This window comes from Oceanobacillus limi (assembly GCF_900111445.1).
In the GTDB taxonomy this organism is placed as follows: Bacteria; Bacillota; Bacilli; order Bacillales; family Amphibacillaceae; genus Ornithinibacillus; species Ornithinibacillus limi.
On sequence record NZ_FOHE01000005.1, the window covers coordinates 1 to 26265 of the forward strand.

General features: G+C 38.7%; 23 protein-coding genes. 21 read left to right on the top strand and 2 right to left on the bottom strand.

Annotated elements, in window-relative coordinates:
• The first annotated feature begins 174 nt into the window (after window positions 1-174).
• The 3 genes from BMX40_RS06840 (at window position 175) to BMX40_RS06850 (ending at window position 4942) form a co-directional block, all read left to right on the top strand.
• Entirely contained in the window at window positions 175-2346 is a 2172-nt protein-coding gene (locus tag BMX40_RS06840; RefSeq protein ID WP_090868194.1) for a DNA topoisomerase III, read from the top strand.
• Between the two features lie 236 nt (window positions 2347-2582).
• Complete coding sequence (locus BMX40_RS06845; RefSeq protein WP_090868196.1) at window positions 2583-4058, top strand: Na+/H+ antiporter NhaC family protein; 1476 nt, start codon at window positions 2583-2585, stop codon at window positions 4056-4058.
• 158 nt (window positions 4059-4216) lie between these two features.
• Window positions 4217-4942, top strand: a complete 726-nt coding sequence (locus BMX40_RS06850) for a response regulator transcription factor (RefSeq protein ID WP_090868198.1) — start codon at window positions 4217-4219, stop codon at window positions 4940-4942.
• Here the strand turns inward: BMX40_RS06850 and BMX40_RS06855 are convergent.
• Window positions 4920-5087: an anti-repressor SinI family protein gene (locus BMX40_RS06855; protein WP_090868200.1), complete on the bottom strand. Its 168-nt coding sequence runs from the start codon at window positions 5085-5087 to the stop codon at window positions 4920-4922. The two genes, BMX40_RS06850 and BMX40_RS06855, sit on opposite strands and share 23 nt — an antisense overlap.
• A gap of 106 nt (window positions 5088-5193) precedes the next feature.
• On the opposite strand from BMX40_RS06855, the gene BMX40_RS06860 reads away from it, so the two are divergent.
• The 16 genes from BMX40_RS06860 (at window position 5194) to BMX40_RS06940 (ending at window position 22027) form a co-directional block, all read left to right on the top strand.
• Complete coding sequence (locus BMX40_RS06860; protein ID WP_170840690.1) at window positions 5194-10401, top strand: ATP-binding sensor histidine kinase; 5208 nt, start codon at window positions 5194-5196, stop codon at window positions 10399-10401.
• Window positions 10402-10619: 218 nt separating this feature from the next.
• Window positions 10620-10877, top strand: coding sequence for a hypothetical protein (locus tag BMX40_RS06865; protein WP_090868204.1), 258 nt, complete (start codon window positions 10620-10622; stop codon window positions 10875-10877).
• Entirely contained in the window at window positions 10874-12985 is a 2112-nt protein-coding gene (locus BMX40_RS20640) for a LuxR C-terminal-related transcriptional regulator (RefSeq protein ID WP_244513405.1), read from the top strand. The genes BMX40_RS06865 and BMX40_RS20640 overlap by 4 nt, the downstream gene beginning before the upstream one ends.
• A 403-nt stretch (window positions 12986-13388) precedes the next feature.
• Window positions 13389-13742 (top strand): DUF192 domain-containing protein, encoded by a 354-nt coding sequence (locus BMX40_RS06880; protein ID WP_244513406.1) that lies wholly within the window; start codon window positions 13389-13391, stop codon window positions 13740-13742.
• Window positions 13743-13774: 32 nt separating this feature from the next.
• A complete protein-coding gene (locus tag BMX40_RS06885) occupies window positions 13775-13948 on the top strand; it encodes a Flp family type IVb pilin (RefSeq protein WP_090868208.1) in 174 nt (57 codons plus the stop codon).
• A gap of 104 nt (window positions 13949-14052) precedes the next feature.
• Window positions 14053-14226, top strand: coding sequence for a Flp family type IVb pilin (locus tag BMX40_RS06890; protein WP_090868208.1), 174 nt, complete (start codon window positions 14053-14055; stop codon window positions 14224-14226).
• Between the two features lie 105 nt (window positions 14227-14331).
• Entirely contained in the window at window positions 14332-14523 is a 192-nt protein-coding gene (locus BMX40_RS06895; protein ID WP_090868210.1) for a Flp family type IVb pilin, read from the top strand.
• Between the two features lie 90 nt (window positions 14524-14613).
• Window positions 14614-15123 (top strand): A24 family peptidase, encoded by a 510-nt coding sequence (locus tag BMX40_RS06900; RefSeq protein WP_090868212.1) that lies wholly within the window; start codon window positions 14614-14616, stop codon window positions 15121-15123.
• On the top strand, window positions 15120-15494 hold the full coding sequence (locus BMX40_RS06905) for a TadE/TadG family type IV pilus assembly protein (RefSeq protein ID WP_090868214.1): 375 nt from the start codon (window positions 15120-15122) through the stop codon (window positions 15492-15494). The genes BMX40_RS06900 and BMX40_RS06905 overlap by 4 nt, the downstream gene beginning before the upstream one ends.
• 34 nt (window positions 15495-15528) lie before the next feature.
• Complete coding sequence (locus BMX40_RS06910) at window positions 15529-16425, top strand: pilus assembly protein TadG-related protein (protein WP_090868560.1); 897 nt, start codon at window positions 15529-15531, stop codon at window positions 16423-16425.
• 13 nt (window positions 16426-16438) lie between these two features.
• Window positions 16439-17353, top strand: a complete 915-nt coding sequence (gene cpaB / locus BMX40_RS06915; RefSeq protein ID WP_170840691.1) for a Flp pilus assembly protein CpaB — start codon at window positions 16439-16441, stop codon at window positions 17351-17353.
• 18 nt (window positions 17354-17371) lie between these two features.
• Complete coding sequence (locus BMX40_RS06920; RefSeq protein ID WP_090868218.1) at window positions 17372-18199, top strand: CpaE/TadZ family protein; 828 nt, start codon at window positions 17372-17374, stop codon at window positions 18197-18199.
• Window positions 18196-19599 carry a TadA family conjugal transfer-associated ATPase gene (locus BMX40_RS06925; RefSeq protein ID WP_090868220.1) on the top strand — a complete coding sequence of 468 codons (1404 nt, stop codon included), beginning with the start codon at window positions 18196-18198 and terminating at the stop codon, window positions 19597-19599. Before BMX40_RS06920 ends, BMX40_RS06925 begins: the two co-directional genes overlap by 4 nt.
• Before the next feature lie 7 nt (window positions 19600-19606).
• Window positions 19607-20536, top strand: a complete 930-nt coding sequence (locus tag BMX40_RS06930; RefSeq protein ID WP_090868222.1) for a type II secretion system F family protein — start codon at window positions 19607-19609, stop codon at window positions 20534-20536.
• Window positions 20537-20539: 3 nt separating this feature from the next.
• On the top strand, window positions 20540-21460 hold the full coding sequence (locus tag BMX40_RS06935; protein ID WP_090868224.1) for a type II secretion system F family protein: 921 nt from the start codon (window positions 20540-20542) through the stop codon (window positions 21458-21460).
• 327 nt (window positions 21461-21787) lie between these two features.
• Window positions 21788-22027, top strand: a complete 240-nt coding sequence (locus BMX40_RS06940; protein WP_090868226.1) for a ferredoxin family protein — start codon at window positions 21788-21790, stop codon at window positions 22025-22027.
• A 116-nt stretch (window positions 22028-22143) separates the two neighbouring features.
• On the opposite strand, the gene BMX40_RS20645 is transcribed toward BMX40_RS06940, so the two are convergent.
• Window positions 22144-24153 (bottom strand): LuxR family transcriptional regulator, encoded by a 2010-nt coding sequence (locus BMX40_RS20645; RefSeq protein WP_090868228.1) that lies wholly within the window; start codon window positions 24151-24153, stop codon window positions 22144-22146.
• A gap of 200 nt (window positions 24154-24353) precedes the next feature.
• Here BMX40_RS20645 and BMX40_RS06950 point away from each other — a divergent pair, with 200 nt between their 5' ends.
• Window positions 24354-24749: a MerR family transcriptional regulator gene (locus BMX40_RS06950; protein WP_090868230.1), complete on the top strand. Its 396-nt coding sequence runs from the start codon at window positions 24354-24356 to the stop codon at window positions 24747-24749.
• Window positions 24749-26263: a class I adenylate-forming enzyme family protein gene (locus BMX40_RS06955; RefSeq protein WP_090868232.1), complete on the top strand. Its 1515-nt coding sequence runs from the start codon at window positions 24749-24751 to the stop codon at window positions 26261-26263. Before BMX40_RS06950 ends, BMX40_RS06955 begins: the two co-directional genes overlap by 1 nt.
• Window positions 26264-26265 lie beyond the last annotated feature (2 nt).

Here is a 26265-nt window from a genome sequence, read left to right on the forward strand (position 1 = left end):
AAATCAAAGCTCAGCCCGTAAGAATCGACGTTCAACCGGAAAAATCAACGCTTCCCCCATAAGAATCAACCTCCCCCACTCCCACCTAACACGCCCCATTATCCATACTGCGTAAAAACCACATCTATGGTACAGTAATTAATAGATGCTTTTATTAAAGAGAGGATATTTAAAATGAGTAAAACCGTAGTTTTAGCAGAAAAGCCTTCTGTTGGTCGGGATATTGCCCGTGTTCTCCATTGTACGAAAAAGGGCAATGGCTTCATGGAAGGTTCTAAATATATTGTTACATGGGCGTTAGGTCATCTGGTGACACTAGCTGACCCAGAAGTGTATGATGATAAATACAAAACTTGGCGTCTAGACGATTTACCGATGCTACCGTCTAATTTGAAGTTAGTCGTTATGAAAAAGACTGGAAAGCAGTTTAGTACTGTTAAGCAACAGCTAAATCGTCAAGATGTGAAGGAGATTGTGATCGCAACGGATGCTGGACGTGAAGGGGAGTTAGTAGCTCGTTGGATTATCGAAAAAGCTCGAGTGAAAAAGCCAGTGAAGCGATTATGGATTTCATCTGTTACGGATAAAGCGATTCGTGATGGATTTAATCAATTGAAGCCTGGAAATAAGTATGAAAACCTATATGCTTCTGCAGTAGCTAGATCGGAAGCGGACTGGTATGTGGGCTTAAATGCAACCCGAGCATTAACAACGAAATTTAATGCTCAGTTATCGAGTGGACGAGTGCAAACCCCAACACTTGGTATGATTGCGGCAAGAGAAAAAGAAATCCAAGAATTTAAGCCGAAGAAATTTTACGGAATTGAAGCCAAAACAAATCAAGGCATTAAATTTACATGGCAGGATGCAAAAAATAATCAGCGAATTTTTTCCAAAGATAAAGCAGATGGGCTTCTAGAAAAAGTAAACGGAAAGCCGGCTAACGTTGTAAAAGTAGATAAGAACTTTAAGAAAAAACATGCACCACAGTTATACGATTTAACCGAATTACAACGGGATGCGAACCGTATCTTTGGTTTTTCAGGAAAACAAACATTATCGATTATGCAAAAGCTATATGAGCAGCATAAAGTGTTGACTTATCCACGAACGGATTCACGGTACATCTCAACGGATATTGTTCCGACACTAAAGGATCGGGTAAAAGCTTGTGGAGTCGATCAGTATGCAAATGTTGCTAGAAAAGTAATGCGTCGCGAAATCAAGCTTCCTAAGTCTGTAGTAGATAATGCAAAAGTAAGTGATCACCATGCAATTATTCCAACTGAACAGTCCGTTGTATTACAAGACTTGAATGACAAAGAACGGAAAATTTATGACTTGGTTGTTAAACGTTTCTTAGCAGTACTGTCAGAGCCATATGAATACGAGCAAATGGTCATTCATGTGGAGATTGGTTCGGAAACATTTACAGCGAAAGGGAAGGTAGTCAAGAAACAGGGCTGGAAGGAAGTATATGATAATCGTATGAACGATGAGGATGCAGTCGACGACCAGCGCCTTCCTGTAGTGAAACAAGGGGATACATTTTCGCCCGTTAAGGTAGGACTTACATCTGGTGAGACCAAGCCGCCTGAACGATTCACAGAGGGAGCTTTATTACAAGCGATGGAAAACCCAGCTCGCTTTATGAATCCTGATGAAAAACATCTTGTTGGAACATTAAACAAAACTGGTGGTATCGGTACTGTTGCAACGCGTGCAGATATAATAGAAAAGCTATTTAATACAAACTACATGGAAATGAAAGGGAAGCACATTTTTATTACCTCTAAAGGAAAACAGCTTCTTGAATTAGTTCCAGAAGACCTACGCTCGCCAGCCCTAACGGCAGAGTGGGAGAAAAAGCTAACGCAAATTGCTGAAGGTAAATTAAACAAAAATAAATTTATTGCTGAGATAAAAGATTATACAAAAGAAGTGGTGCAAGAGATTAAGGCAAGTGATACTAAATTCAAGCATGATAACATGACCGGAACGAAATGCCCGGAATGTGGAAAATTAATGCTTGAAGTAAACAATAAGCATGGACGAAGGCTTGTTTGTCAAGACCGATCTTGTGGCCATAAGAAAAACATTGCCAAAAAAACGAATGCTCGTTGTCCGAATTGCCATAAACGATTAGAACTCCGAGGTGAAGGAGAAGGTCAAATGTTCACCTGTACATGTGGACATCGTGAAAAGCTTTCGACGTTCAATGAAAGGAAGCAACGAGAGAAGAAGCAGAAAGTCTCTAGAAAAGACGTGAATAAATACTTGAAAAAGCAAGATGACGAATTTACCAATAATGCATTAGCAGATGCGTTGGCTAAATTGAAGAAATAAAGTGAAACGGCATTCAGTGGGGCTATATTCCCCACTTCCCCTCTTTGCCTCAGAGAATTGAAGTGGGGGGGAATTACTGCCTGTTACATGCAAGATAAATTTCAAAATCATGATTAAAATCGTTCGATAAATATGGTAAACTTGTTTTACTAAATATTTTAACATTTTATTCACACACCAAAAGAGATGCAGAAGCTGTATATCTTTTGGTGTTCTTGTTTAGGAGGAGAAAACACATGTCAAGTAATGAAGAATTGCAACGAGCAACAGGGGAAAAAGAGGTCCATAAGCTCGATTTCCGACTTGGTGCATTTGGAGCAGCTGTACCATTGGTATTTTTCGTCGTATGGGCGATATCCATTAGTGTACTAAAACTATCATCTGAAATTGGCCTTGTCTTAGGGGCTGTAATTGGATTAACATTGGGGTTATTTTTTTGTAAGAGCAAATGGGCCGATTATGCGCAAGGTTTGTTTGATGGACTAGCCCAACCAGTTGGTGTGATCGCCATGGTTGCGTGGTTTTATGCAGGAATGTTTGCACAAGTTCTTCAGGTTGGTGGACTTGTTGAGGGGCTTGTATGGGTTGGATCGGTAACAGGTGTAGAAGGGGGATTATTTGTAGCCCTTACCTTTTTATTAGCTGCTGTGTTTTCAACGGCTGTTGGTACTGGTTATGGTACGACCGTAGCTTTTTGTACGTTAATGTTCCCAGCAGGGGTTGCCGTTGGTGCGGATCCAATTATGTTATTTGCGGCGATTTTAGCTGGGGCCGTATTTGGGGATAATCTAGCACCTGTATCTGATACGACAATTGTTTCAGCTACGACACAGGATGCGGATGTGCCGGGAGTTGTCCGGTCTCGTTTTAAATATTCGATAGTTGCTGCTGTGCCAGCTATGATTCTATTTGCGATTTTCGGTGGTGCAAGTGAAGCGTTACAAACCGAACAAGCCGCATTAGATGCAATGATTGAATCAACCAGTCCTGGTGGTCTTGTGATGTTGATTCCTTTTGCCGTTGTACTTATACTTGCTTTATCTGGTCAACATTTAATCACTTCCTTAACTTGGGGAATTATTACAGCTATTCCGACGATTGTTTTCTTAAATCTTGGAGAATTTACGGAAATCATTAGCTTTAACCCAGATTCTGATGCCATTGTTGAAGGTGCGTTGGTTGATGGGATTACCGGTTACGTGAATATGGCAATTTTAATTTTACTTATCGTAGCTGCTGCACATTTACTTCGCTTGGGTGGAACAATGGCAGCTATAACGAATGGTCTTGTCAAATGGATTAAGAACTCTATTCGACGTGCCGAGCTTGCCATTTGGGGAATTGTCGCCTTATTGAATAGTGCGATCACCATCAATACCGCTGCAGAAATTGCGGCAGCCCCATTTGTAAAAGAGTTGGGAGAAAAGTATAAAATTCATCGCTACCGTCGAGCGAATATGCTAGATGCCGTAACATCAGCATTGGGGTATATTTTCCCATGGGGTGCACCAGTGTTATTAGGTTGGTCTACAATTAACATGATGCGCGATGAGTATGCTTGGTTACCGGTTGTACAACCAACAGAAGTATTCCCGTTTGTTTTCCAAGGCTGGTTCTTAGTAATTGTCATGCTTGTAGCAGCCTTAACAAGCTGGGGATTACGCTATGAAGGAAAGAATGGGGAAGAAGTAAAAGATGCACCAAAAGAATAAGGAACAATAAATTACCTTAAGGGAATTCTCCAGTGTGTGAGGATTCCCTTTTCTTAAGAGAAAATTCTCCGCATGGTTTAAATTCGTAACTTCGATCACTTAATAGTATAATAGATTTAGTAAATTGGTAATTTTTGATATTTAGGAGTGCGGTACATATGGCAAGTGAAGTCATACTATTGGTTGATGACGACCCAGACATGAGAGAAATTCTTCGTGTCTACCTACAAAAGAATGGATATAAAGTGATCCTCGCCAAAGATGGGATAGAAGCTATTGAAGTATTAGAACTACATCATCCCGACCTAATCATCCTAGATGTTGTTATGCCTAAGCTAGATGGTTTTGAAGTATGTCAGCATATTCGAAAGAAATCAGAAGTCCCGATTTTGTTCCTTAGCTCGAAAGAAGAAGACATGGACAAAATACTAGGCTTGGGAGTTGGTGGGGATGACTTTATCTCAAAAACAACAAGTCCCGCTGTAATTGTCGCAAAAATAAAAGCACATTTACGTCGGAACCGAATCTTTCCAACTACCCAAAATAGAGACCATAAACCAGTAAAGAAGCCATCTGTATTGGTGTATCCAGGCTTAGAAATAAATTTAGATAGTACGACAGTTAAATTAAACGGAACCATTGTTAAGCTAGCAGCAAAGGAGTTTCAAATTTTAAGTCTACTAGCACAAAATCCGGAACGTGTGTATAGTGTCGAAAAATTATTCGAGTTAATCTGGGGTGAAGATAGTTTAGGAGATTATCGAACCGTAATGGTACACATTAGTAATTTACGAAAAAAAATCGAAGCCAACCCCGACGAACCTATGTATATACAAACCATTCGAGGAATTGGTTATAAGTTCATCGATAAATCGAAAGAATAGTATTTGGATCGGTTAAAAATTCCCTAACGTCATTTATACTTAGCCCGCTATTCTTTGCTTCGATGATTAACGCCACCCATTCCTCATCGATTTTCTCCCATTCCATAATCTTTTCTATCGCTTCAACATTTTGTTCTCGCAACATGAAAATTCCCCCTTTTCCTCACTAGATTAAGCATAATTGTTTGAATTAAAGTTCTGTTTAAAATAATTTAAAATTTACTTAAAACTTGCTTAATAGGATGGTTGAAATGGAAAAAATACCAGGTTATCAATTGATGAACCAAAAAATAGAAGGCGAAAATTGGCGTCTATATAGAGCGTTTTCCAAGGACGATCAACGTGTTGTAGGTGTAAAAGAGATCATCAATAGCTTCTCGACTGAATATGCTGTTGCGGAAACGATTCACGAGTATCACTTAACGAAGGGATTATGTGATATTGCTATCCTTCATCCAGAAAGGTTGGAAAGAGTGGGGGACAAGGCCTTTATTATTACGGATTATGTGGATGGAAATACGCTAATGGACTGCCTTAGTAAAAACGGTGCAATGGATATTCCTACGTTTCTTCGAATGGCAATTCAGCTTGCTACAAATGTAGAAAAAGTACATCAGAAACATATCATCCATAAATCCCTACATCCCAAGAATATCCTACTGGAATCAAAAACAAATCAGATTATATTAACTGCTTTCTACCAATCAACAACCTTAACGAACGAAAGACCATTTCCTCATATCAGCCCTTACCAGCTAAAAGGGAAAGTTGCTTATATGTCACCAGAGCAAACAGGGCGCATGAATCGGAATATGGATTATCGAACGGATCTATATGCTCTGGGCGTTATTTATTATGAGATGATAACTGGTAAGTTACCATTTGATCTATCCAATCCATCGGAAATGATTCATGCACATATAGCGAAAAAGCCGAAGCCACCAAACGAGATTCATGTGAACATACCAAAGATTATTTCAGACATCATTTTAAAGTTGATGGCGAAAAATCCCGATGAACGGTATCAAAGTGTATCTAGCTTACGATTGGATTTACAAAAATGCTTTAAAGAACTCCATCAACGAGGAGTGATAGAATCTTTTGAGCTGGATACACACAGTCAAAAGCGGATGCTGGATAAGCCAAGTAAATTATATGGGCGAAACGAAGCAATAAGAAAAGTGATACAAAAATTTGATGATGTGCAACGTGGATCGAAGGAGTTCATTCTTGTTCCCGGACCTTCTGGGATGGGGAAAACTGCTTTAGTACATGAAATACACAAACCCTTAGTACGAAACAGTGGATATTTTATTTCTGGAAAGTTTGTAAAGCTCAAGAATCAAGTTCCCTATTCCCCTTTAATTGAAGCATTTCAAGGCTTAATTAATCAGGTATTAACCGAAGGGGCAGACCGAATCGAGAAATGGAAGAGGTTAGTAGAGAGTGAGCTAGGAGCTTATGCAAGGGTGATAGCAAGCTTTGTTCCAGAAATTAAGTGGATCATTGGCTCTCAACCTAGCCTCCCTGATTTACCTCCACAAGGTGTCCATAATCGGTTTCGGCAGGCAATAAAAAAGTTTGTCAGTGTTTTTGCTCAAAAAGAACATCCACTCGTTTTGTTTATCGATGATTTACAGTGGGCGGATGCAGCAACATTAGAACTACTAGACTATTTATTAAGCAATTCTGATATTCAACATGTACTCGTGATCGGTGCGTATAGGCAGGATGAAATAGAATTCGGACATCCGTTTGAAGCAATGCGAGCAAAGCTAGCGGAAAAAACGATACATGCTGTCGAAATACCTGTCACCCCGTTACAGTCAGAGGATATTAGACAATGGGTGAACGAATCGCTTTCCGCGAATGAAGAAGATGAAGATTTTATCGTGGCATTTATGACTCGTGTTACCAAAGGAAATCCTCTATATATGGTGCAACTGTTCCAAGCACTCCACGATGAATCGATTCTATTTTTTGAATCAAGTACAGCGAACTGGAAGGCGGATCTAACGAGGCTGAAACAGCTTTCGATTAACGATAGTATTGTCGCTTTCATGATAAAACGTATGGAAAAACTAGAGAATGATACAAAGTCTATTCTTCAATATGCAGCTTGCTTTGGGAATCAATTTGACTTAAAATCTCTAGCGCTTCTAACGGGAAATAATTATGTGGAAACGGCTCGCATGCTTTGGGAAGGCTTGAATGAAGGCTTGATCATACCGATTGATCCTAGCTATAAATGGGTATATCCTGACGAAGGGATGTCTTTCATTGATTCGAATCCTCCAACCTATATGTTTCTCCATGATAAGGTACAGCAAGCGTTTTATATGACATTGTCTGAACAAAAACGATTGGAGACGCATTTAAACATTGGAAAGGAATTAGTCCAACGCTATTCAAATGAAAAAATAGAGGATCATATTTTTGAGATCGTGAATCATTTAAACATAAGCAGGGATCAATTAAGTGACCAAGATAGATTTGACTTAATTGATTGGAATTATGCCGCAGGAGAGCGTGCGAAAAAGAGTGCAGCTTTTAAAGCAGCATTAGAGTTTTTTAGAATTGGACATGAGCTCCTTCCAGATGATTCTTGGAAAAGACATTATGAAACGACGTTTAACGTGTTATTAGGTCTAGGGGAGACACTCTACTTAAATCATCTGTTTGAGGATGCTGAAAAAATATTCGATGAGCTATTGGACCAAGCCAATTCCCGATACGATCAACTAACCGTTTACAACTTGAAGATAAACTTATATACACATATTCACGAAGTAGAGAAGGCCGTAGATACCGGTTTAGAAGGTATGAAATTATTTGGCTGGAAAATTCGCAAAAATCCAAGTAAATTAGCAGTTGGAATGGAATTGTTGCGAACAAAACTGGCTTTAGGAAAGAAAAGTACGGATGATTTATTAGCTCTGCCACCTGTACAAGAAAAGGATCATCGTCAAGCGATGCGTACATTAATAAATAGCAATGGCCCTGCGTATCATGTCAATCAAAATTTAGCAACGGTATTCATGCTTCGAGCGATTCGTTTTATGCTGAAATATGGTGATATGGACGTTTCCGCACTTGTGTATAACAATTATGCGTTAACGTTAAGTGCTGGTTTTCATGATTACGAGGGGAGTAGTCGATTTGGAAAACTAGCGATTCAACATACAGAAAAATACCAGGATACAAGCTTGAAGGCTCGCGTGAACTTTGTCTATGGTAGTTTTGTCAGCCATTGGAAACAACACGTGAAATATAATGTTGACTATTTGGAACGGTCCCAGCAAATGTGTGTGGAATCTGGAAACCTTCACTTAGCCGGAGCAGCTGGGGCGTTTATTGGCTTGCTTCATTATATGAAAGGGGATAAGTTAGGTGATGTCAAAAAAGGAATCGACAGGCAATTAGCTTTTGCAAAACAAAACGAGTATGTACTAACGGATAATTTTTTGTCTGAGATTACGAGTTGGATTGAAATACTTTCCAAGAAAGACTCGCCAATCATTTGGGATTATCCAGACTTTGAGGAAGACATCCCAGCAACCATTATGCATTACACGATTCGCTTGCAGATGACGTATTTATTTGGTGCAGAACAAGAAGCTAAAAAAATTATGCAGAAAGTAGATCATCTTGTACATCAAACCCATGTACTTTTAATTACACCAGATTACTATTATTATCATGGGCTGTGGGTAACAAAGCTACTTCAAAATCAGCTAATCAAGCGTTCTGTCGGAAGGAAATTAATAAAAAGAGATTTAGCCAAGCTAAGAAAATGGGCAAGACAATCCCCGTCAAACTATAATCACAAATATTTGTTGGTGAAAGCAGAGTGGGACAGGCTTGCTAAGAAGGATCCTATTGCAGACTATAATAAATCGGTAGAAGCTGCAATTGAAAATGGATTCCTACAGGATATCGCGATTGCCAATGAATGTGCCGGTAATTACTTTCAAAGGAAAAATATAAAAACAGTTGCCACTACTTATTTAACGGAAGCATATGCTGCATATCGTAACTGGGGTGCAGAACGAAAAGCCTTTTTACTGCATCAGGACAATAAGGAATTTATTGATCGTCGAAAAAAATCGGCAGAAGGTAATGGTGAAGGATTGATCGATACGCAAGCAGCACTTAGGGCAGCTGCAGCAATCTCAGATGAAATTAAATTGGATCAAGTCTTAGCAAAATTAATGGATATTGTCCTGCAAAATGCTGGAGCAGAGTACGGATGTCTCGTCCTTAAACGAGATCAACGACTTCAAGTAGCAGCATCTAATGACACTACCAATGGGGTACAGGTTTTTGAAAAGCTGAAACAAATCGAGCATGTTGCACTTCCGCTATCGATTGTAACGTATGTAGATCAACGCCAAAAAGCCGTTGTATTAGATGACGTGATCCATCAAGGAGATTTTGCACATGACCAATATATTAAGCGGAAGAGAGCAAAATCGGTCCTATGTATGCCGATTTTATACCAAAATCAACTAACTGGGATTCTTTATTTAGAAAATAATCAGTCCACCCATGTGTTTACGCATGATCGAATGGAATTTCTAACTGTGATTGCTTCACAAGCAGCCATTGCGATTGAAAATGCAAATTTGTATGCTAACTTAGAGGAAAAAGTAGCGAAGCGGACCGAACTCCTTTATGAAGCCAACATAAATTTACAGCAAGCTAACGAATCCCTTGCAACGTCAGAAGAAAATAGACGGCGGCTGGTTTCCAACATCACACATGACCTAAGATCTCCTTTAGCAACTGTAAAGGGATATATGGATATCCTGTTAGACGGATTCATTGATCGTCCAGAGCAACAACAACAATATCTTCGAGCAGCAAAATCACGTCTAATATCTTTAGATGGTTTGGTACAGGATTTATTTGACCTGGCTAAGCTCGAATCAGGTGACATTTCCCTTGGGTTGGAAGTGCTGTCCATAGATAAACTATTTCACCATCTATGCTCACATGTGGAATGGGAAATTCAAAAAGCTGGATTAGACGCTGTAAGGGAAATTAAATGTGATAATAAAGATTCCCCTTTGGTAGAAGTAGATGTTACGCGCCTCGAACAGGTGATGACGAATCTTGTATCGAACGCAATTCAACATATGGAACATGGGAAAATATACATGATACTTGATCGGAAAGATAAACAGGAAGTAACAATTGCCATTAAGGATGAGGGAGTAGGAATCCCGGAATCGGAGCAATCGCTAATATTTGATCGTTCCTATACGAATAGAAGATTAACGAAAGAAAAGGGAAATGGACTAGGACTTGCAATAACGAAAGAGATTATCCAACTACACAATGGCAAGATTTGGGTTGAAAGTAAAGCGGGAGAAGGAGCGACGTTTTTCTTTACGATTCCAGTGGTGGAATTTGCAAGCGAACCGATAGTTCAATCTATATATACGAAGATGCATTAAAAAGGGCTTTAAGAGGTTTCTTACTTCTTGAAGACCTTTTTCTTATTTGTTTGATTTTATTCTGAAATGGGAATAGTGGGGGATATATTATCTTTCTAGTCTGAACTAAAATAAAAGCATGTTCTCTCAGTTTAGTGGAATGAATTTTAACTGTCGGGACAATATTAAACAAAGTGCTACCAGTTCGTAACAAATCTATTGAGAAGGAGGCGATCGTGATGGAAAATAAAGACCTATTACCAATTCAGTTAGAATGCACCATGCTTTTTCAAACCAATCCATTCATGGTTGAAACGGTTGAAGGAATCGGAAAGCTTCTAAACCGAAGTTATGATGAGTTAGTACCTATTTTAAATCTTCTCGTCAAACAAGGAATCATTCAAAACCTTGGGGATAACGAAAATCCGCGATACCGATACAATGAACCGGCAATTACTACGGAGATTGATTTAACAGGAACTGTGAAAAAAGCATGAGTCATAATGAAAATTTAGTAAAAGAATTACAATCGGTATATGCGGAAAAATATGAACTTTCAACGATTATTACAGATAAAAATGGAGAAGTCTTATCAGGTAAAGAAGGGAATAACCCTTTATTTAATACACTATATGAACATTTGGAAGAGAATCTATTAGATAAAATCAAACAAGCCGAAGCCTATTCGTGGTCACATTCTACTCCCTATATATATGATCTGTGGCCAGGTATTTACACCATTGTCGCACCTATTGAATGGGAGCATGGAGAAAATTTTTATCTTTGGGCTGGATTAATGATTGAAGAGAACACAGAGAATTTGGTAAAAGCTCAATTACATTCCGATATAGAGTGGAATAAAGTTTTGGACGAAACCCCTATCCTAACGCCAAAGCGAAAACAAAGATGGCTCGATGGAATGAAAAAGCTAGCTAATCTATTATCACTATGCTATAAAGATTTAGATGAAGCGTCCTTTTACAACAAACAAAATAAGTTATTTCAACATGCAACCCAGGCTGGGAATTCCATCGAATTATTTTTTGAACGCTTTATTTCTACACACCCTGATTTTGAATTTCTTGGAATAGCCAGTCCTTCCACTGAAGATATGTATAAAATAAAACACGTGTATGGTGAAAAGATTCAACCTCTTCAAGGATTAACGTTTTCTCCTGGGGAGGGATTTTTAGGACGTATTTTAATAACCGATAAGCATGAATTCTGGGAAAATGTAGACAAGGATCCTCGTTCCATTTTATTTAAACGACATCATGTTTATCCGAAGTCGTTTTTTTGTATCCCATTAAAGAATGATCAAGGAATAATCGCCTTACTTTTTGGGGGAAGTTATTCCCGTGTCAACTTTTCAAAGAAAAGCATGGAGTTGGCAAAGACATTAGCAACGATTGTGCAAACAGGGTTTTTATTTCAAGAATTATCCCAAGAAAATATCATCCAAAAGAATCGCCTTACTTCATTAATCGAAATAAGTAAGCTGATGGCAGCTACTCCAGATTACAAGCGAATCATATACATATTGGTGGATATTAGCTTGAACTTGATAGAAGGGGTCTTTTCAGCAGTTGTTCTAAAAGATCCAAAAAGCGAACAGGTAAAAATTGTTTCTCGTGGAAGTCCCGAACGTGACCTTGGGGAATATGCTAAAGAAGTTTTAGACCGTTATAGGAGTCGTTCCGTATCGACTGACCACATCGAAATTTCTACTCCGAGTATTGAAATATCGAATGGAAAGCTGCTTATTGAATGTCCGCTTTGTTATCGCGATAATATTTTAGGAGTATTATGTGTTGGAACAAATGCAGAAGAGAAACATCAAGTGGAGGAGCATATGAGCTTTTTGCAAACTTTAGCAATTATTGGTGGGATTTCCCTACAGCTTGTGGAACAAGGAGAAGGAAGTAGGATGGATAAAGAAGTCGATTTTCTCTCTCGTGCTATTGAACAGTTTGAAAAAGATGCTTATAAGAAGATAGAAGACGCTGCAAAGATAGCAAAAGAATTTTCATTAAGACAAGGACTTCCACTTACTCTGGTTCAAGACATTACAAATGCTTGTCGTTTAGCAGTTTATTCGCCTAATTTCCTAAGAGAGGTATTTTTAGATACGAACATTGCTGAGGTAATTGAGGAAGGGAAGAAGCTTATTCATCGTCAAGCGGAATGGACAGAAGCAAATTCAAGTGCCCAAATTTTTGCTTTGGTACAGGTTTATCTAAAGGGAGAGTTAGATGCGTTTGTAAATGAAATGGATCAAAAAGTCGGTATCATTGAGGAGTTTTATCAATATCTTCAAGAAACACAAGTCCTTGAAGAAGAAATTACAATTTCAGCCCCGGTCGATCCAGTTGATAAAATAGATTCGATTACGAGTACGATTAAAGAATTGAAGTTATCACCAAGAGAGCAGGAGGTGCTTGATTTAGTTATTCAAGGTCTAAATAACAAAGAAATAGCGGAACAGCTTTATATTAGTGGACATACCGTAAAGAATCACGTTACAAAAATCTTTCAAAAGCTTGAAGTCCCTGATCGAGCCCATGCAATTTCTAAAGTTTATCGACTAAAACATAGTTCTGGCTAACGTGAAGAGAATAATCACATGTAAAACCCGCACGTCGTTTCGTTCGGGTTTTTTTAACATGGTTGGTAGGAAAGCTTCATAATTGTAATGATCGCCCCATCCCAAGTGTGACCACCCCAAATCCAATATAAACGACCCATCTCGGAGTGCGACCATCCCATTTTGTTTCCCACCATCCAACCACAAAAACCAATCTCCTAAAGGCTTTTCCCTCTCCCTCCCAGCCTCTCTAGCCATCAGTCCTATAGGAATAAATCCCATTGTGCCGGGTATAGGAACGGTGTCCTATGTCGTAAGCCTGCAAAGAACAGGAATGGTGGGGGATATTTTCAAACCCTAAAACAATGCATAATAAGGACATAAGTTGGTCAGCAAATGCTACGCCAACCCAAACTAACAGGAGGTGCTGAAGATTAAGTTAATCAACGTCAACACGGATCAAGTGATTGCTGAGGATGTAAAACCTGCTTATTCCTTTTGGAAAAGATTGAAAGGATTAATGGGAACCAAACGTTTACCTGAAAGTACAGGTCTTCATCTAAAACCTTGCCCATCGATCCATACGTTCTTTATGAAATATAGCATTGATATTTTATACCTGAATACCAATAGTGAGATCGTCGGAATCGAAGAAAGCTTGGAACCTGGAAAAATCGGCAAACGATTTGCCAATGTAAAATCAGTTATTGAACTTCCGGCTGGCACGATTAATCGTACTTCACTAAGTATTGGACAGGCAGTAGCATTAAAAAAATAAAACGATATTCATCTAAAAAGGAGAAACCAAATATGTTAAACAAAATCAAAGGCTTATTTGTTGAAGAAAAAGGACAAGGAATGACAGAATACGGACTAATCTTAGGTCTAATTGCAGTCGGAGTAATTGCCGTACTTGTAACATTAGGTGGAGAAATTAAAGCAGTATTCGAAGGAATTACAGGTAAATTCACTCCAGCTGAATAAGAAACAATTCCATTAAACAATGCTTAATCGCGAGCCACGGAAAACGTTGTGTATTTCCTCATGCGACATCCAAAAAAATTTATATCTAAAAAGGAGAAACAAATATGTTAAACAAAATCAAAGGCTTATTCGTAGAAGAAAAAGGACAAGGAATGACAGAATACGGTCTAATCTTAGGTCTAATTGCAGTAGGAGTAATCGCCGTACTTGTAACATTAGGTGGAGAAATTAAAGCAGTATTCGAAGGAATTACAGGTAAATTCACTCCAGCTGAATAAGAAACAATTCCATTAAACAATGCTTAATCGCGAGCCACGGAAAACGTTGTGTATTTCCTCATGCGACATCCAAAAAAATTTATATCTAAAAAGGAGAAACCAAATATGTTAAACAAAATCAAAGGCTTATTTGTTGAAGAAAAAGGACAAGGAATGACAGAATACGGTCTAATCTTAGGTCTAATTGCAGTCGGAGTAATCGCCGTACTTGTAACATTAGGTGGAGAAATTAAAACAGTTTTCCAAGACCTAGTAGGTAAATTACAAAGCTCAGGAACAGATACAACTACGCCATAATAGAATTAGTTTAAAAATGCATGAGGATCCTATGTTTTCGTAGGATCCTTTTCCAAAGAAAATCAAACCATGAATGAAAGGATGGACAAGATGATTGATATTTTTCTCTTCATCATATTAGCAATCTGTGTTACTACCGATCTAAAAAGCCGCATGATTTATAACAACGTGATATATCCTGCTTTACTCATGACATTCATCTTCCATTTCGCTACGGGCGGATGGGACGCTCTTAGCCATTCTTTCATTGGTTTTTTGATTGGCTTTGGCTTATTGCTTATCCCTTATTTTATGGGAGGCATGGGTGCAGGTGATGTGAAATTATTGGGATTGATTGGCGCGTTAAAAGGTGGCGCATTTGTTTTTCAATCCTTTTTGTACACGGCAATCGTTGGTGCAATCATGGCGATTATTATTATCTTAATACGCCGAGGCATGCTTAAATCATTGCTTTATTTCATTGCTAGTTTAAAAAGCGGTGTTGTATTAAAAGGCGGTATCTCGAAAGGCTCCCTTACAGCAACCTATCCCTATGGTGTTGCCATTGCAGCAGGTACTGTTGTGAGTATGGTGCTTGCACAAGGATGGGTTGTCCTATGATTCGGAAACAAGATGGACAGTCTCTCGTTGAGTTTGCACTCGTTATTCCTATTTTCCTGCTACTACTTGTCGGTATTTTTGACTTTGGCAGGATTTTTTATACGCATTTACAGTTGGAGTTTGTTTCCCAAGAAGCGGTTCGTATGGCTGGATTGGGGTATGGGGATGAGGCGGTTACTGCATACACAATGAATGAGCTGCCTAGCAAAAATGGAGAGCTAGAAATTACGGTTACTCCTACAGAAGCAAATCGAACCTCTGGAAAATATGTAACCGTAAAATTAGCGTATCCAGAGGAATTTTTTAATGTTTTAGGAGGACTGGCTATCCCGTATACCGTAGAGACATCCTCAACGATACGAGTAGAGTGAGGTGAGAAGTGTGGGTAACTTTATCAAGAAGTTCATGAAAAGTGAAAAGGGAAATGCAGCGCTTCTCCTTGCTTTAGCCTTAGGTGGCATGCTTGTCATGACGGGGTTAGTTATAGATGGTGGGAATTTATTTAAGTCCAAAAGCTACTTGCAGAAAACAGCAAATGCCGCTGCCTTGTCCGGAGCACAAGAGATTCCAACCTCCGAACAAGCGGTACATGATGTGGTAGACGAAATCTTAGTAGCACATGATGAATTAGAAAGCTTAGAGAAAGTAGCTATTCAAAACGGATTTGAAGTAAAAGTGGACTTACAAAAAGACGTCGATTTATTTTTTGCAACTTTATTTGGAATGGAAAGCGTCGCTATTCATGTTGATGCTGTTGCCGGTCTTTTCCCGGTAGGTGCAGCAAAAGGTGCTGTGCCACTGGGGATTAATGATTCCGTTGCACTAGAGTATGGAAAGACTTATCAATTAAAAGTGGATGCCGGCGACTCCGTTAGTGGAAACTTTGGTGTCCTTGCATTGGAAGGTCCTGGCGCGAAATTATATGAAGAAAGCTTAACCCATGGCTTTGGTGAACAGCTAAAAGTAGGTGACATATTAAACACACAGACAGGTAACATCGCTGGTGCTACTCGAGACGGAATTAACTACCGGATTAATAACTGTCCGTATCCAAGTGGAGAGTATCATCACCGAGATTGTTCGCGAATCATGTTAGTTATTGTTTATAAACCACATGCCGTACAAAATAGCAAACTAAATAGTGTAGAAATTACCGGCTTTGCTTATTTCTATGTAACCACACCAATGAATTCAACAGATGATTCCATTCAAGGAATTTTTATTAAGCGAGCAGGCGCTGGTGCAACTGGCGAAAATGTACCACTCGACCGTGGCGCATATACCATTAAATTAATTAATTAGAGGCGGGATGAAGATGAAACCGAAGAAGATTTTATTGCTAGCATTGCTATCCGGTATCATCACAACATTACTATTGTATTTCGTAATGAATGAAACAAAATCAAGTGATGTAACGACCGAAGCAATTGTAGAACTAGTTCAAGTTGTGATTGCAGCAGAAGATCTCGAAATGGATCAAGAGGTTACAACAGAACAAGTTACATTAAAGGAAGTACCCGTTGAATCGGCGCATCCTGAGGCGATTTCAGACGTGAATGACGTGGTCGGAAAGTATACAACTTCCATGATTAAACAAGGGGAAATCATTTTACCCCATCGTATTCAAAACAAAGAAGAGGAAGCAGAAGTTATTTCACGCAAAATTAGAGAGGGGCATCGAGCTGTATCGATTCAGGTTGATTACGTAACAGGGATTTCCAATTTTATTCAGCCAGAGGATAACGTGGATATTGTACTAAGTACGGTGGAACCGGTAGGCACAGAAATCATATTGGAACGTGTCCATGTGTTAGCAGTCGGTGGCCGTATGGTGGAAAAACTGGAAGACGGTACAGAACAGCAATATCAAGCTGTTACATTGGAATTAACACAGCCAGATATGGTGAAAGTAATTAACGCAAGTGAAAGAGGAAAGCTCCAACTAGCATTGTATAGTAAATCCGAACCACTAGAAGAAATGGGTACAGAAAATACAGATGTAGAGGTAATGGAGAATGAGTTGACGCAGGTAGTCACCATTGCCATTAAATCAAACATCCGTACAGCCCCAAGTTTATCAGCTTCTGTCCTAACTATAGTTGAGTCGAATACGCCATTAACCGTATTGGATGAGCAAGAAACAGGAAAGATAACATGGTATCAAGTAGAAACGCCAGATCAGAAACAAGGCTGGATTAGCAATCGGATTGTAAAGCATGTAACAGAGTAACTTCAAGGAGGTGTACGTATGGCAATGACGAACGAAGGTACAAGCAAAAATTCCAATCAATTGGTAGCAATTTGCAGTGCGGTTGGCGGAACCGGTCGAACAACCTTAACGGTAAATGTAGCAACACGGATAGCGAACCGTGGCCGAAAAGTAAGTATTGTTGATGGGGACCTGCAATTTGGAGATATAGCAATGGCCCTAGATCTGAAGCCTACCTATACCATTAAAGAAGTTGCAGAAGTGCATGATTTAGATAATATCTTATTTTATAGTTCAAAGCATGTATCGGGTATGCAGATTTTAGCCGCACCAACTCGTCCAGAATATGCGGATTTGATTCCGAAAGATTTATTTCAGGAAATCGTTGATGCGATGAAGGTAGAAACTGAATTTTTATTTGTGGAAACCCAATCAGGCTTGAATGAACAAACTTTAGAGCTAATGGATAAGGCAGAACAAATAATGATCGTAGCAACACCAAGTATGCATGTATTAAAAAATACTAAATTAATGATTGAGACCCTTGAGGCACTTGGTCTGAAGAAAAAAGCACAAATAGTTATCAATCAGTTTACGCCAACTTCAGTTGTAGGACCGAAGAAAATTCAAGAAATACTAGGGATAGAGAAGATCTATGTATTAGCTGATGATTCGAAATTGGTAAATGAGTCTCTTGATTTAGGGGTTCCGATCGTGACTACCAAACCGAAGCATGATTTTGCCAAAGGGATTGAAAAAATTGCCGTTGATTTAATTGGAAACGATGATTCAACTAACAGAAAAGATACTTTGTTCCAGTCTATTAGTAAATTTTATCCGAAAAGGTTGGAGGGTGAAAACTCATGAGTTTGTTCGAGAGATTACAATCAAAACAACCGGTTGAATCGGAGGCTCAAGGGAATCAGGTTCCAGTGCAAGTAATAGAGAAAGCGAAGGAACAACCCAAACCAGCCAAAACAGAAGCTCCTAAAAAGAAATCTGAGAAACCGAAAGAACCGAAAGAAAATCGCGAGTTAAAAAATTTAGTTTATAAATATATACTTCGGGAACGAAAAGATGAAGAAATTGATACGATCATTTTGGAACTTGATTCTATTATTCTCGATATTATTAGCGAGAATGATAGCTTAAAAATGATCAAAGACTTAAAATCTCTTAAAGAAGAGATCAAAAATGATTTAACAGGATATGGACCGATCAATCCATTGCTAAACGACGAAAATGTTACCGAAATTATGGTTAACGGTCCAAATCACGTTTATGCAGAGCGTAACGGAAAATTGGAATTAACCGATATCACGTTTCGTGATAATGATCATGTGATGACGGTACTTGAGAAAATTGTAGCTCCTTTAGGACGAAGAATTGATGAAAGTAGCCCAATGGTAGATGCACGTCTGCAGGATGGTTCTAGGGTAAACGCGATTATTCCTCCACTTGCACTAAACGGTCCAACGATTACCATCCGTAAGTTTTCTAAAGATCCGTTTACCGTGCGTGACTTAATCAATTTTGGTACGTTAACAGAGGAAATGGCTGAATTCCTACAAGCTTGTGTAGCAGCACACTTGAACATGTTTGTTAGTGGTGGAACCGGTTCAGGGAAAACAACTACATTGAATGTGTTGTCTTCTTTTATTTCCAATAAAGATCGTATCGTTACTATTGAGGATGCAGCGGAATTACAACTTGGACAAGATCATGTTGTTTCCCTAGAAACAAGACCACCAAACATTGAAGGAAAAGGGGCAATCACCATTCGTGACCTCGTACGAAATTCGTTACGTATGCGTCCAGACCGAATTGTAATTGGTGAGGTGCGTAGTGGAGAAGCGCTAGATATGCTACAGGCGATGAATACCGGTCATGATGGTTCTTTAGCAACAGGTCATGCCAACAGTCCGCGTGACATGATTGCACGACTGGAAACAATGGTATTAATGGCTGGTATGGATTTACCGGTTAAAGCGATCCGTGAACAAATTGCCGGTGCATTGCATGTTATTATCCAACAATCTCGTTTAAAGGATGGAAGCAGAAGAATTACAAACATTACCGAGGTTCAAGGTCTTGAAGGAGATGTCATTGTATTGCAAGACATCTTTACCTTTAAACAATTTGGTGTAGATGAACATGGAAAAATAATTGGCAAACTTGTCCCAACAGGTATCCGACCAAAATTTTACGAAAGGATGGTAAGCGAAGGAATTCATCTTCCTCCATCAATCTTTATGGAAAAGGAGTGATAAAAAAATGGGCATACTCGTAGGGATTTTTACATTTATAACTATCTTTCTATCACTTCTTACTGTCTCTCTTAACAAGAAAAAAGAAAAAAACGAACACCCAAAAAAAGATAAAACATCCATTTCCACTGTTTTAAAACAAGGGAATGATAAGTTAAAACACGTATTAATACGTCAGAAAAAGCCAACGAAGAAACAAAATAAATTAGCACAGAAGTTAAGTGTTGCTGGCATTCCAGTAAAGGCTGAGGAATTTATTATTATGCAATGGATGATGGCAATCATAATGGCAGGGGTTGTTTATCTTGTTTTCGGACAAGTTATCCTCGCCCTTTTCGGAATCATCATCGGTTATATGGTTCCGCTAATTTGGTTATCTGGTAAGCAAAAAAAGCGTATTAAACAGTTCAATGAAGGATTACCAGGAATGGTATCCTCCATGATCGGTTCCTTAAGAGCGGGGTTTAGTATGGTTCAATCCTTACAAATGGTGGCGGAGGAGTCCTATTCGCCGATTAAAGAAGAAGTTCAACTAGTGTTGAAGGCCATGCAATATGGGACGAGTTTGGAGGATGCATTGCTGGATTGGAAGGATCGAATGCCAAGTAAAGACTTGGAGCTGTTGGTGGAAGCAATTTTGATTCAACGACAAGTAGGAGGAAACCTCGCTTTTCTATTAGATAAAATTGTGGAAACAACACGTGAGCGCACCAAGTTAGAGAATCAAATTAAAACACTAACTGCACAAGGTAGGCTTTCCGGAATCATCATTAGTGCGCTTCCAGTTGGATTAGGGTTTCTCATTTATTTGATTAATCCAGAATATATTTTAACACTATTTACGAATCCGATTGGTCAAATTTTAGTTGTCATCGCATTAATTGGTGGAATTATTGGGTTTTTCCTAGTTCGAAAAATAACAACGATTGAGGTGTAGAACATGACGATGTTATATGGCAGTTTATTTATTTTTATTTCAATATTTACCCATGCATTAATAACATTATTAGGTGCAAAACGTAGTCACGTTCAAAGCCGAATCGATGCTTATCTTCATACCACTCCTCCTACTACATTGGCTGAGGTGGACGCAAAACTCGAATCCCCCTTTTATAAACGGGTTTTTGTTCCAATGTGGGATCAGTTAAAGCGAAGCTATAAAAAGCGTTTGAAGACAGAAGAAGCTTCGAAGTTAGAGCTCAAGCTAATGCGTGCAGGTCAACCTTTTCAATTAAGCCCTGTTGATTTTAAAATTGTTCAGTTTGCGTTAGGGTTAGGGTTTCCTTTATTTGGATTAGGTTATGGATTATTAACGAATAATACAATGACTATCAATTTGGTGTTAATGGGATTAGGGTTAATGGTTGCATTGGTCCTGCCGAATTATTATTTGAAAATAAAAGCTGAAAAAAGAAGTAAAATGGCTGTCAAAGAACTCCCAGATATGCTCGATTTATTGACAATTAGTCTTGAAGCAGGATTAGGATTTGATGCAGCCTTAAGTCAAGTTGTTTCCAAAAAGCAAGGTGTTTTGTCCGATGAATTTAAGCTTTGTTTAGAAGAAATGCGAATTGGTAAAACAAGAAAGGAAGCACTAAATGCCGTAAGTGACCGTATTCAGTCCGATGAGTTACGAACATTAATTTATAATATAGTGCAAGCTGAAAAGCTCGGTATTGGTATGGTATCGGTATTACGTGTACAATCCGAGGATTTGCGTGAATTAAGAAAACAACGCGCAGAAGAATCGGCAATGAAGGCACCGATTAAGATGATGTTTCCATTAGTATTATTTATCTTTCCATCGTTGTTTATTATTTTGCTAGGGCCAGCTTTAATTCAATTTATGGAAAGCTTTTAATCAGACTGCTATGTGACCATAATGTACATAGTAGTTTTTTTGTTCGCAGATGAAGTTTAAAAATCCCAAACTGCAACTCATCCTATTTGTATAAACCATTCCTTTATTTCATCCAAAATAAGCCTTTTATGTTTATATAATAACGTGTGATTTCTCCCTTGTGTCACGTTCACTTTTATAGTTTTTTTTTACATTTTTGAAATTGCCTACAGTTGCTGAAAGGGGTTCAATGAGTCCTAATTAACAAATAATAATGGTTTACTTGCTCGCAGGAAGCATGTATCATTAATATTGAAAGAAAGCTTAAACTAGGGAGGGTTACGATAGATGGCTTTTGTAATTTTAGATCCATGTGGGCCGGAAAAAGCAGCTGAGTGTGTTTCCGTTTGCCCAGTTGATTGTATAGAAGAAGGACCAGACCAGTTTTACATAGATCCAGATGTTTGTATTGATTGTGGAGCATGTAAAGCAGCTTGTCCAGTAAGTGCAATAGAAGAAGAATACGATCTAACACCTGATCAAGAAGTTTTCTTAGAAAAGGCAGAAGAATTTTTTGCCAATCGATAGGTGTTAGCTAAATATACAGCTTGTAGAGGAATCTCTACAAGCTTTTTTGATTCTTCGTCTTGGATAGGTTTAATTTGGAATCGGGATTTCCCGATTCCACACCACCGACACAATCCTCAACCTTGCTCCAATATGAGTTTTGTTAACTGTGTTCGATTCTTCGTATTCGTTTTTGCTAGAATACGAGAGATGTGTTTTTTAACCGTTATTTCTGCAATAAATAGTTGATTGGCAATGTCTGCATTTGTTTGATCCTCTAGTATTAGCTTCACAATTTCTTTTTCGCGTGGTGTAAAATTAAAGCCTTTTACTAAATCTTCTGTCGGAGCCGTTATTCCCTTCGTAAATTGCTTCAGATAACCTGCTAGCTTTGCTCCGCGTACATCTAACATATACGTAGGGGAGGGGGAGTTCGCCCCATAGTCATAATGTGTTGCATGGGGAACTTCTTGGAAACCAAAGTTCTTAATTAGCTCCTGGAAAAAAGGCAAAGGGGTCGAAATAATAATTTTACCACCCGAGAGCAGAAGCGGAAAAAGATTATATAATGAAAAAGAACGAGCAGCGACATTGTGTACATCAGTATAATCGAGCATACGAATAAACCAGCCAGCATTCGACTCTTCAGGTACATCAAATTCCTTTATCTCTGTTTCCGTTAGTCTTGAGAAATAAGCACGTGAAACAGGCTCTGTCGCAAGAAGATGAACCGTCTTTTTGTTAATCGGTACAATGATCGATAAACCTAATGTTTCTGCATGTTCGTTTTTCAACAGTCGTGCAACATCATATCCCATTTTTTGAATGTAGTTCGAATTCATCAACTCGATCTCTTTTTTATTGTGTTCCATGGAGGCGAAAAATTGGTACGTGGTATGGGAATCACGACTATAGAATGCCGCCTCACTTTGCGAAACATTTTCTTTTTTATTCTCAAAAAACGCATGGACTTCATGGAAATTATGAGCTCCTACTTGTTCAAAATACATCGTTGTATCAATGGAATCAGAGAAGAATGCAGATTGAATAAACTCATCTCCTAAATGATAAAAAAATTGAGCAATGTCATGCTCCGAGCGTGTTTTTATCGTGCGTTGGTAGTAAAATAACGCTGCGCGTTCATTTAATTCGTCAAACTGAATGCGCTTATGATTTTTAAGATTGAGCCTGATCGCATCCTGAATTAAATCATGCATGATCCATCCGTGGAGTGTTGGTTTAATAAAAGATAGATTTATTAGTTCATGAAACGTAGCCCTGTCAACTTCCTTTTTTAAAGTTGCTGATAAAATCTCTTGATCAAAGTGATGTAATACGGCAGCAGCTTCGATAAGCAGGTGTAATTTCTCTTGCTGAACCTCATTTAACCATCTTTTTGTGAGCTGGGAAAGAATCGTTGGAATCGTAACGGTTAAATCGGTATCTTGGCTATCTATCATTGATCGACTGCTTGTCATTGCTGCTAATGATAAGGTTAGTGGATGGCCATCTGTAAACTGCCACAAAGATTCTATGGTAGCCGGCTTATTGATACCGAAATGAGCAAGGTACGTACTCGTTTGGTGTAGTGTAAAGTCGGTAAGGGCAACTTGTTGAATGACTTCTCTCCATGCTGGTGAATCGATCCATTCTCCTTTTAAGGGTTCTCTCCCCGCTAGTACAAAGGTAATCGATTGAGGTAGATGTCGAATAAACACTTGCCTTAACCAACGATCCAAATCTCCCATTTTTTCATAGGTGTCAATTGCAATTACGATCTTCTTATTTTTTGCTATAGCGGATAAATTATGTTGACAGCTTTGAAGTATATTTGGCGAATAACGTTGAACAGGCTCCCCTTTTAACTTTAAAAGAGTTAGCAAGTATGTAGCAAAATCTTTTGGTGTATGGGTAAAATCCTCACTATTTAAAAGCAAAAAACAATACCCATTTGCTTCAGTGATACGAGAATATTTTAAAAGTAAATAAGTCTTTCCAATGCCACCAGTGCCATATATATTTACGATTTTCGTTGGATTATCGGATTGTAAAAAATGGGAAAATTGATCGATTTCCTTTTCCCTTCCGACAAAGATCTGGTCATCATCCCTATCCATCACACTAGTCGCCGGCCAATTATCACCCAAACGAACACCCCCTATGTTTGAAAAATCTAATTATTTCAACTATAGTAATATGTAATGACACTGTCAACCGTGTATCAGTTCTTTTGACCTAAAAATAGGTTAAATGAATCGCTTGAAGTTAACGTTAACGTCAATGATAAATTAATAATGTTAGAAAATTGGCTCAAATAAAGTCAATAAGGGATAAAGGGGATAGCTTCATGACAAGGAAAGAAACCTATTCGATTTCCGAGCTCGCAGCACAATTTGGGATCACCAATCGAACCATACGATATTATGAAGAGTTAGGATTGCTTCAACCATCGCGTTCAGCAGGGGGACAACGTTTGTTTACAAAAAAGGAACAAACACGCTTACGATTAATTTTTCGGGGGAAAAAGTATGGATTTAACCTAGAAGAAATCCGTGAAATGATTCAATTGTTTGACCGTGATCCCTCTGGGAAACAACAACTGCAAAAAACAATCGAATATGGACATGAAAAGGTTGAGGAGGTGACGAGTCGGATTAATGAATTAGTTACTATTCGTACAGAAATGGAAAAGTTATTAGAGGATTTTCAAATGAAACTAAATGAATTGGAGCGTGGTTCCTAATGAATATACCAAATCTATTAGCTACTCATGCAAGGAAATACCCGAATCAGGAGGCCCTTGTTACACCGACAGAACGCCTAACCTATTTTGAATGGAATCGAGCAGTGAATAAACTAGCAAACAGTTTTCATCAGTTTGGCGTGCAACAGGGGGATAAAGTGGTGCTTCATATGCCAAATACAAAAGAATTTATGATCACCTATTTTGCTGTCCAACGTTTAGGAGCCCTCATTGTACCAATTAATGCCAAACTGGTGGAACAAGAGGTTTCTTATATTTTAAATCATAGTGATGCAAAAGTTTTTCTAACTCACGAGCTTTTATTTAAACAAGTTGAGGCATTATCGGAAACGAAAGATTTAATCTTTATTAAAACAGGGGAACGGATTGGAGAATGGCTCTCCTTTGAAAATTTGTTAGCAGATGGTTCAGAAAAAGAAGTGCCGTGTTCGTTAGAGGAAAATGACGAGGCTTCGATACTGTATACATCTGGTACCACTGGAGCTCCAAAAGGGGTTGTGTTTACGTACCGAAATATCTTAACGGTAGCTCGGATGATTTGTATTGAAATGACCTTAAAACCGGAGAGTAAAGTGCTTCATATGATGCCTTTAAGTCATTCTGCACCACTTCATTTATTCATGGTAGCAGGAACGTATGTCGGAGCAACCCATGTGTTAGTGCCAACTTTTACTCCTGAACTATTATTAGAAACGGTAGCAAAGGAAAAAACAACCCATTTCTTTGGCGCACCGATTGCTTACCTTGCAAGCTGCAAGCATCCAAAAATCAATGACTATGACCTATCCTCTATGAATTATTGGGTATATGGAGGAGCCCCGTTATCACAGCAAGAAGTGAATGTTGTTCAAAGTAAATTCCAAACCGACCGGCTTATTTGTGTATATGGATTAACAGAGGCTGGGCCAAATGGTACATTGCTTGGTTTTGACGAACATCAAACAAAAGCAGGGAGTATCGGAAGTCGAGCAGCACTGGATTGTGAAATACGTGTTGTTGATGAGAACGGAGCCGATGTAAAGCCAGGTGAAATTGGAGAAATTATTCTTCGTGGAGAAGGAAATATGAAAGGGTATTATAAAGATCCAGAACAAACAGCTGCCGTTCTTCGTGGAGATTGGTTATATACAGGTGATATGGCGATGCAGGATGAAGATGGCTATTTCTGGGTGATTGATCGAAAAAAAGATATGATCATATCTGGTGGGGTCAATATCTACCCAAAAGAAATTGAGAATCTATTAATTACGCATCCTAATATTGCCGATGTTGCCGTAGTAGGCGTTCCTCATTCGGACTGGGGAGAAACGGTGAAAGCATTTGTTGTAAAAGAGGGAGAGGTTGACAATCTAGCAGATTCCTGCAAGGAGTTTTTGGAATCTAAGCTAGCAGACTATAAAATTCCTAAACTATATGAAGAATTGGAAGCGCTTCCTCGAAATGCAACTGGAAAACTACTGAAAAACCAGCTTCGAGAAAGGGTTATAAATTAGGG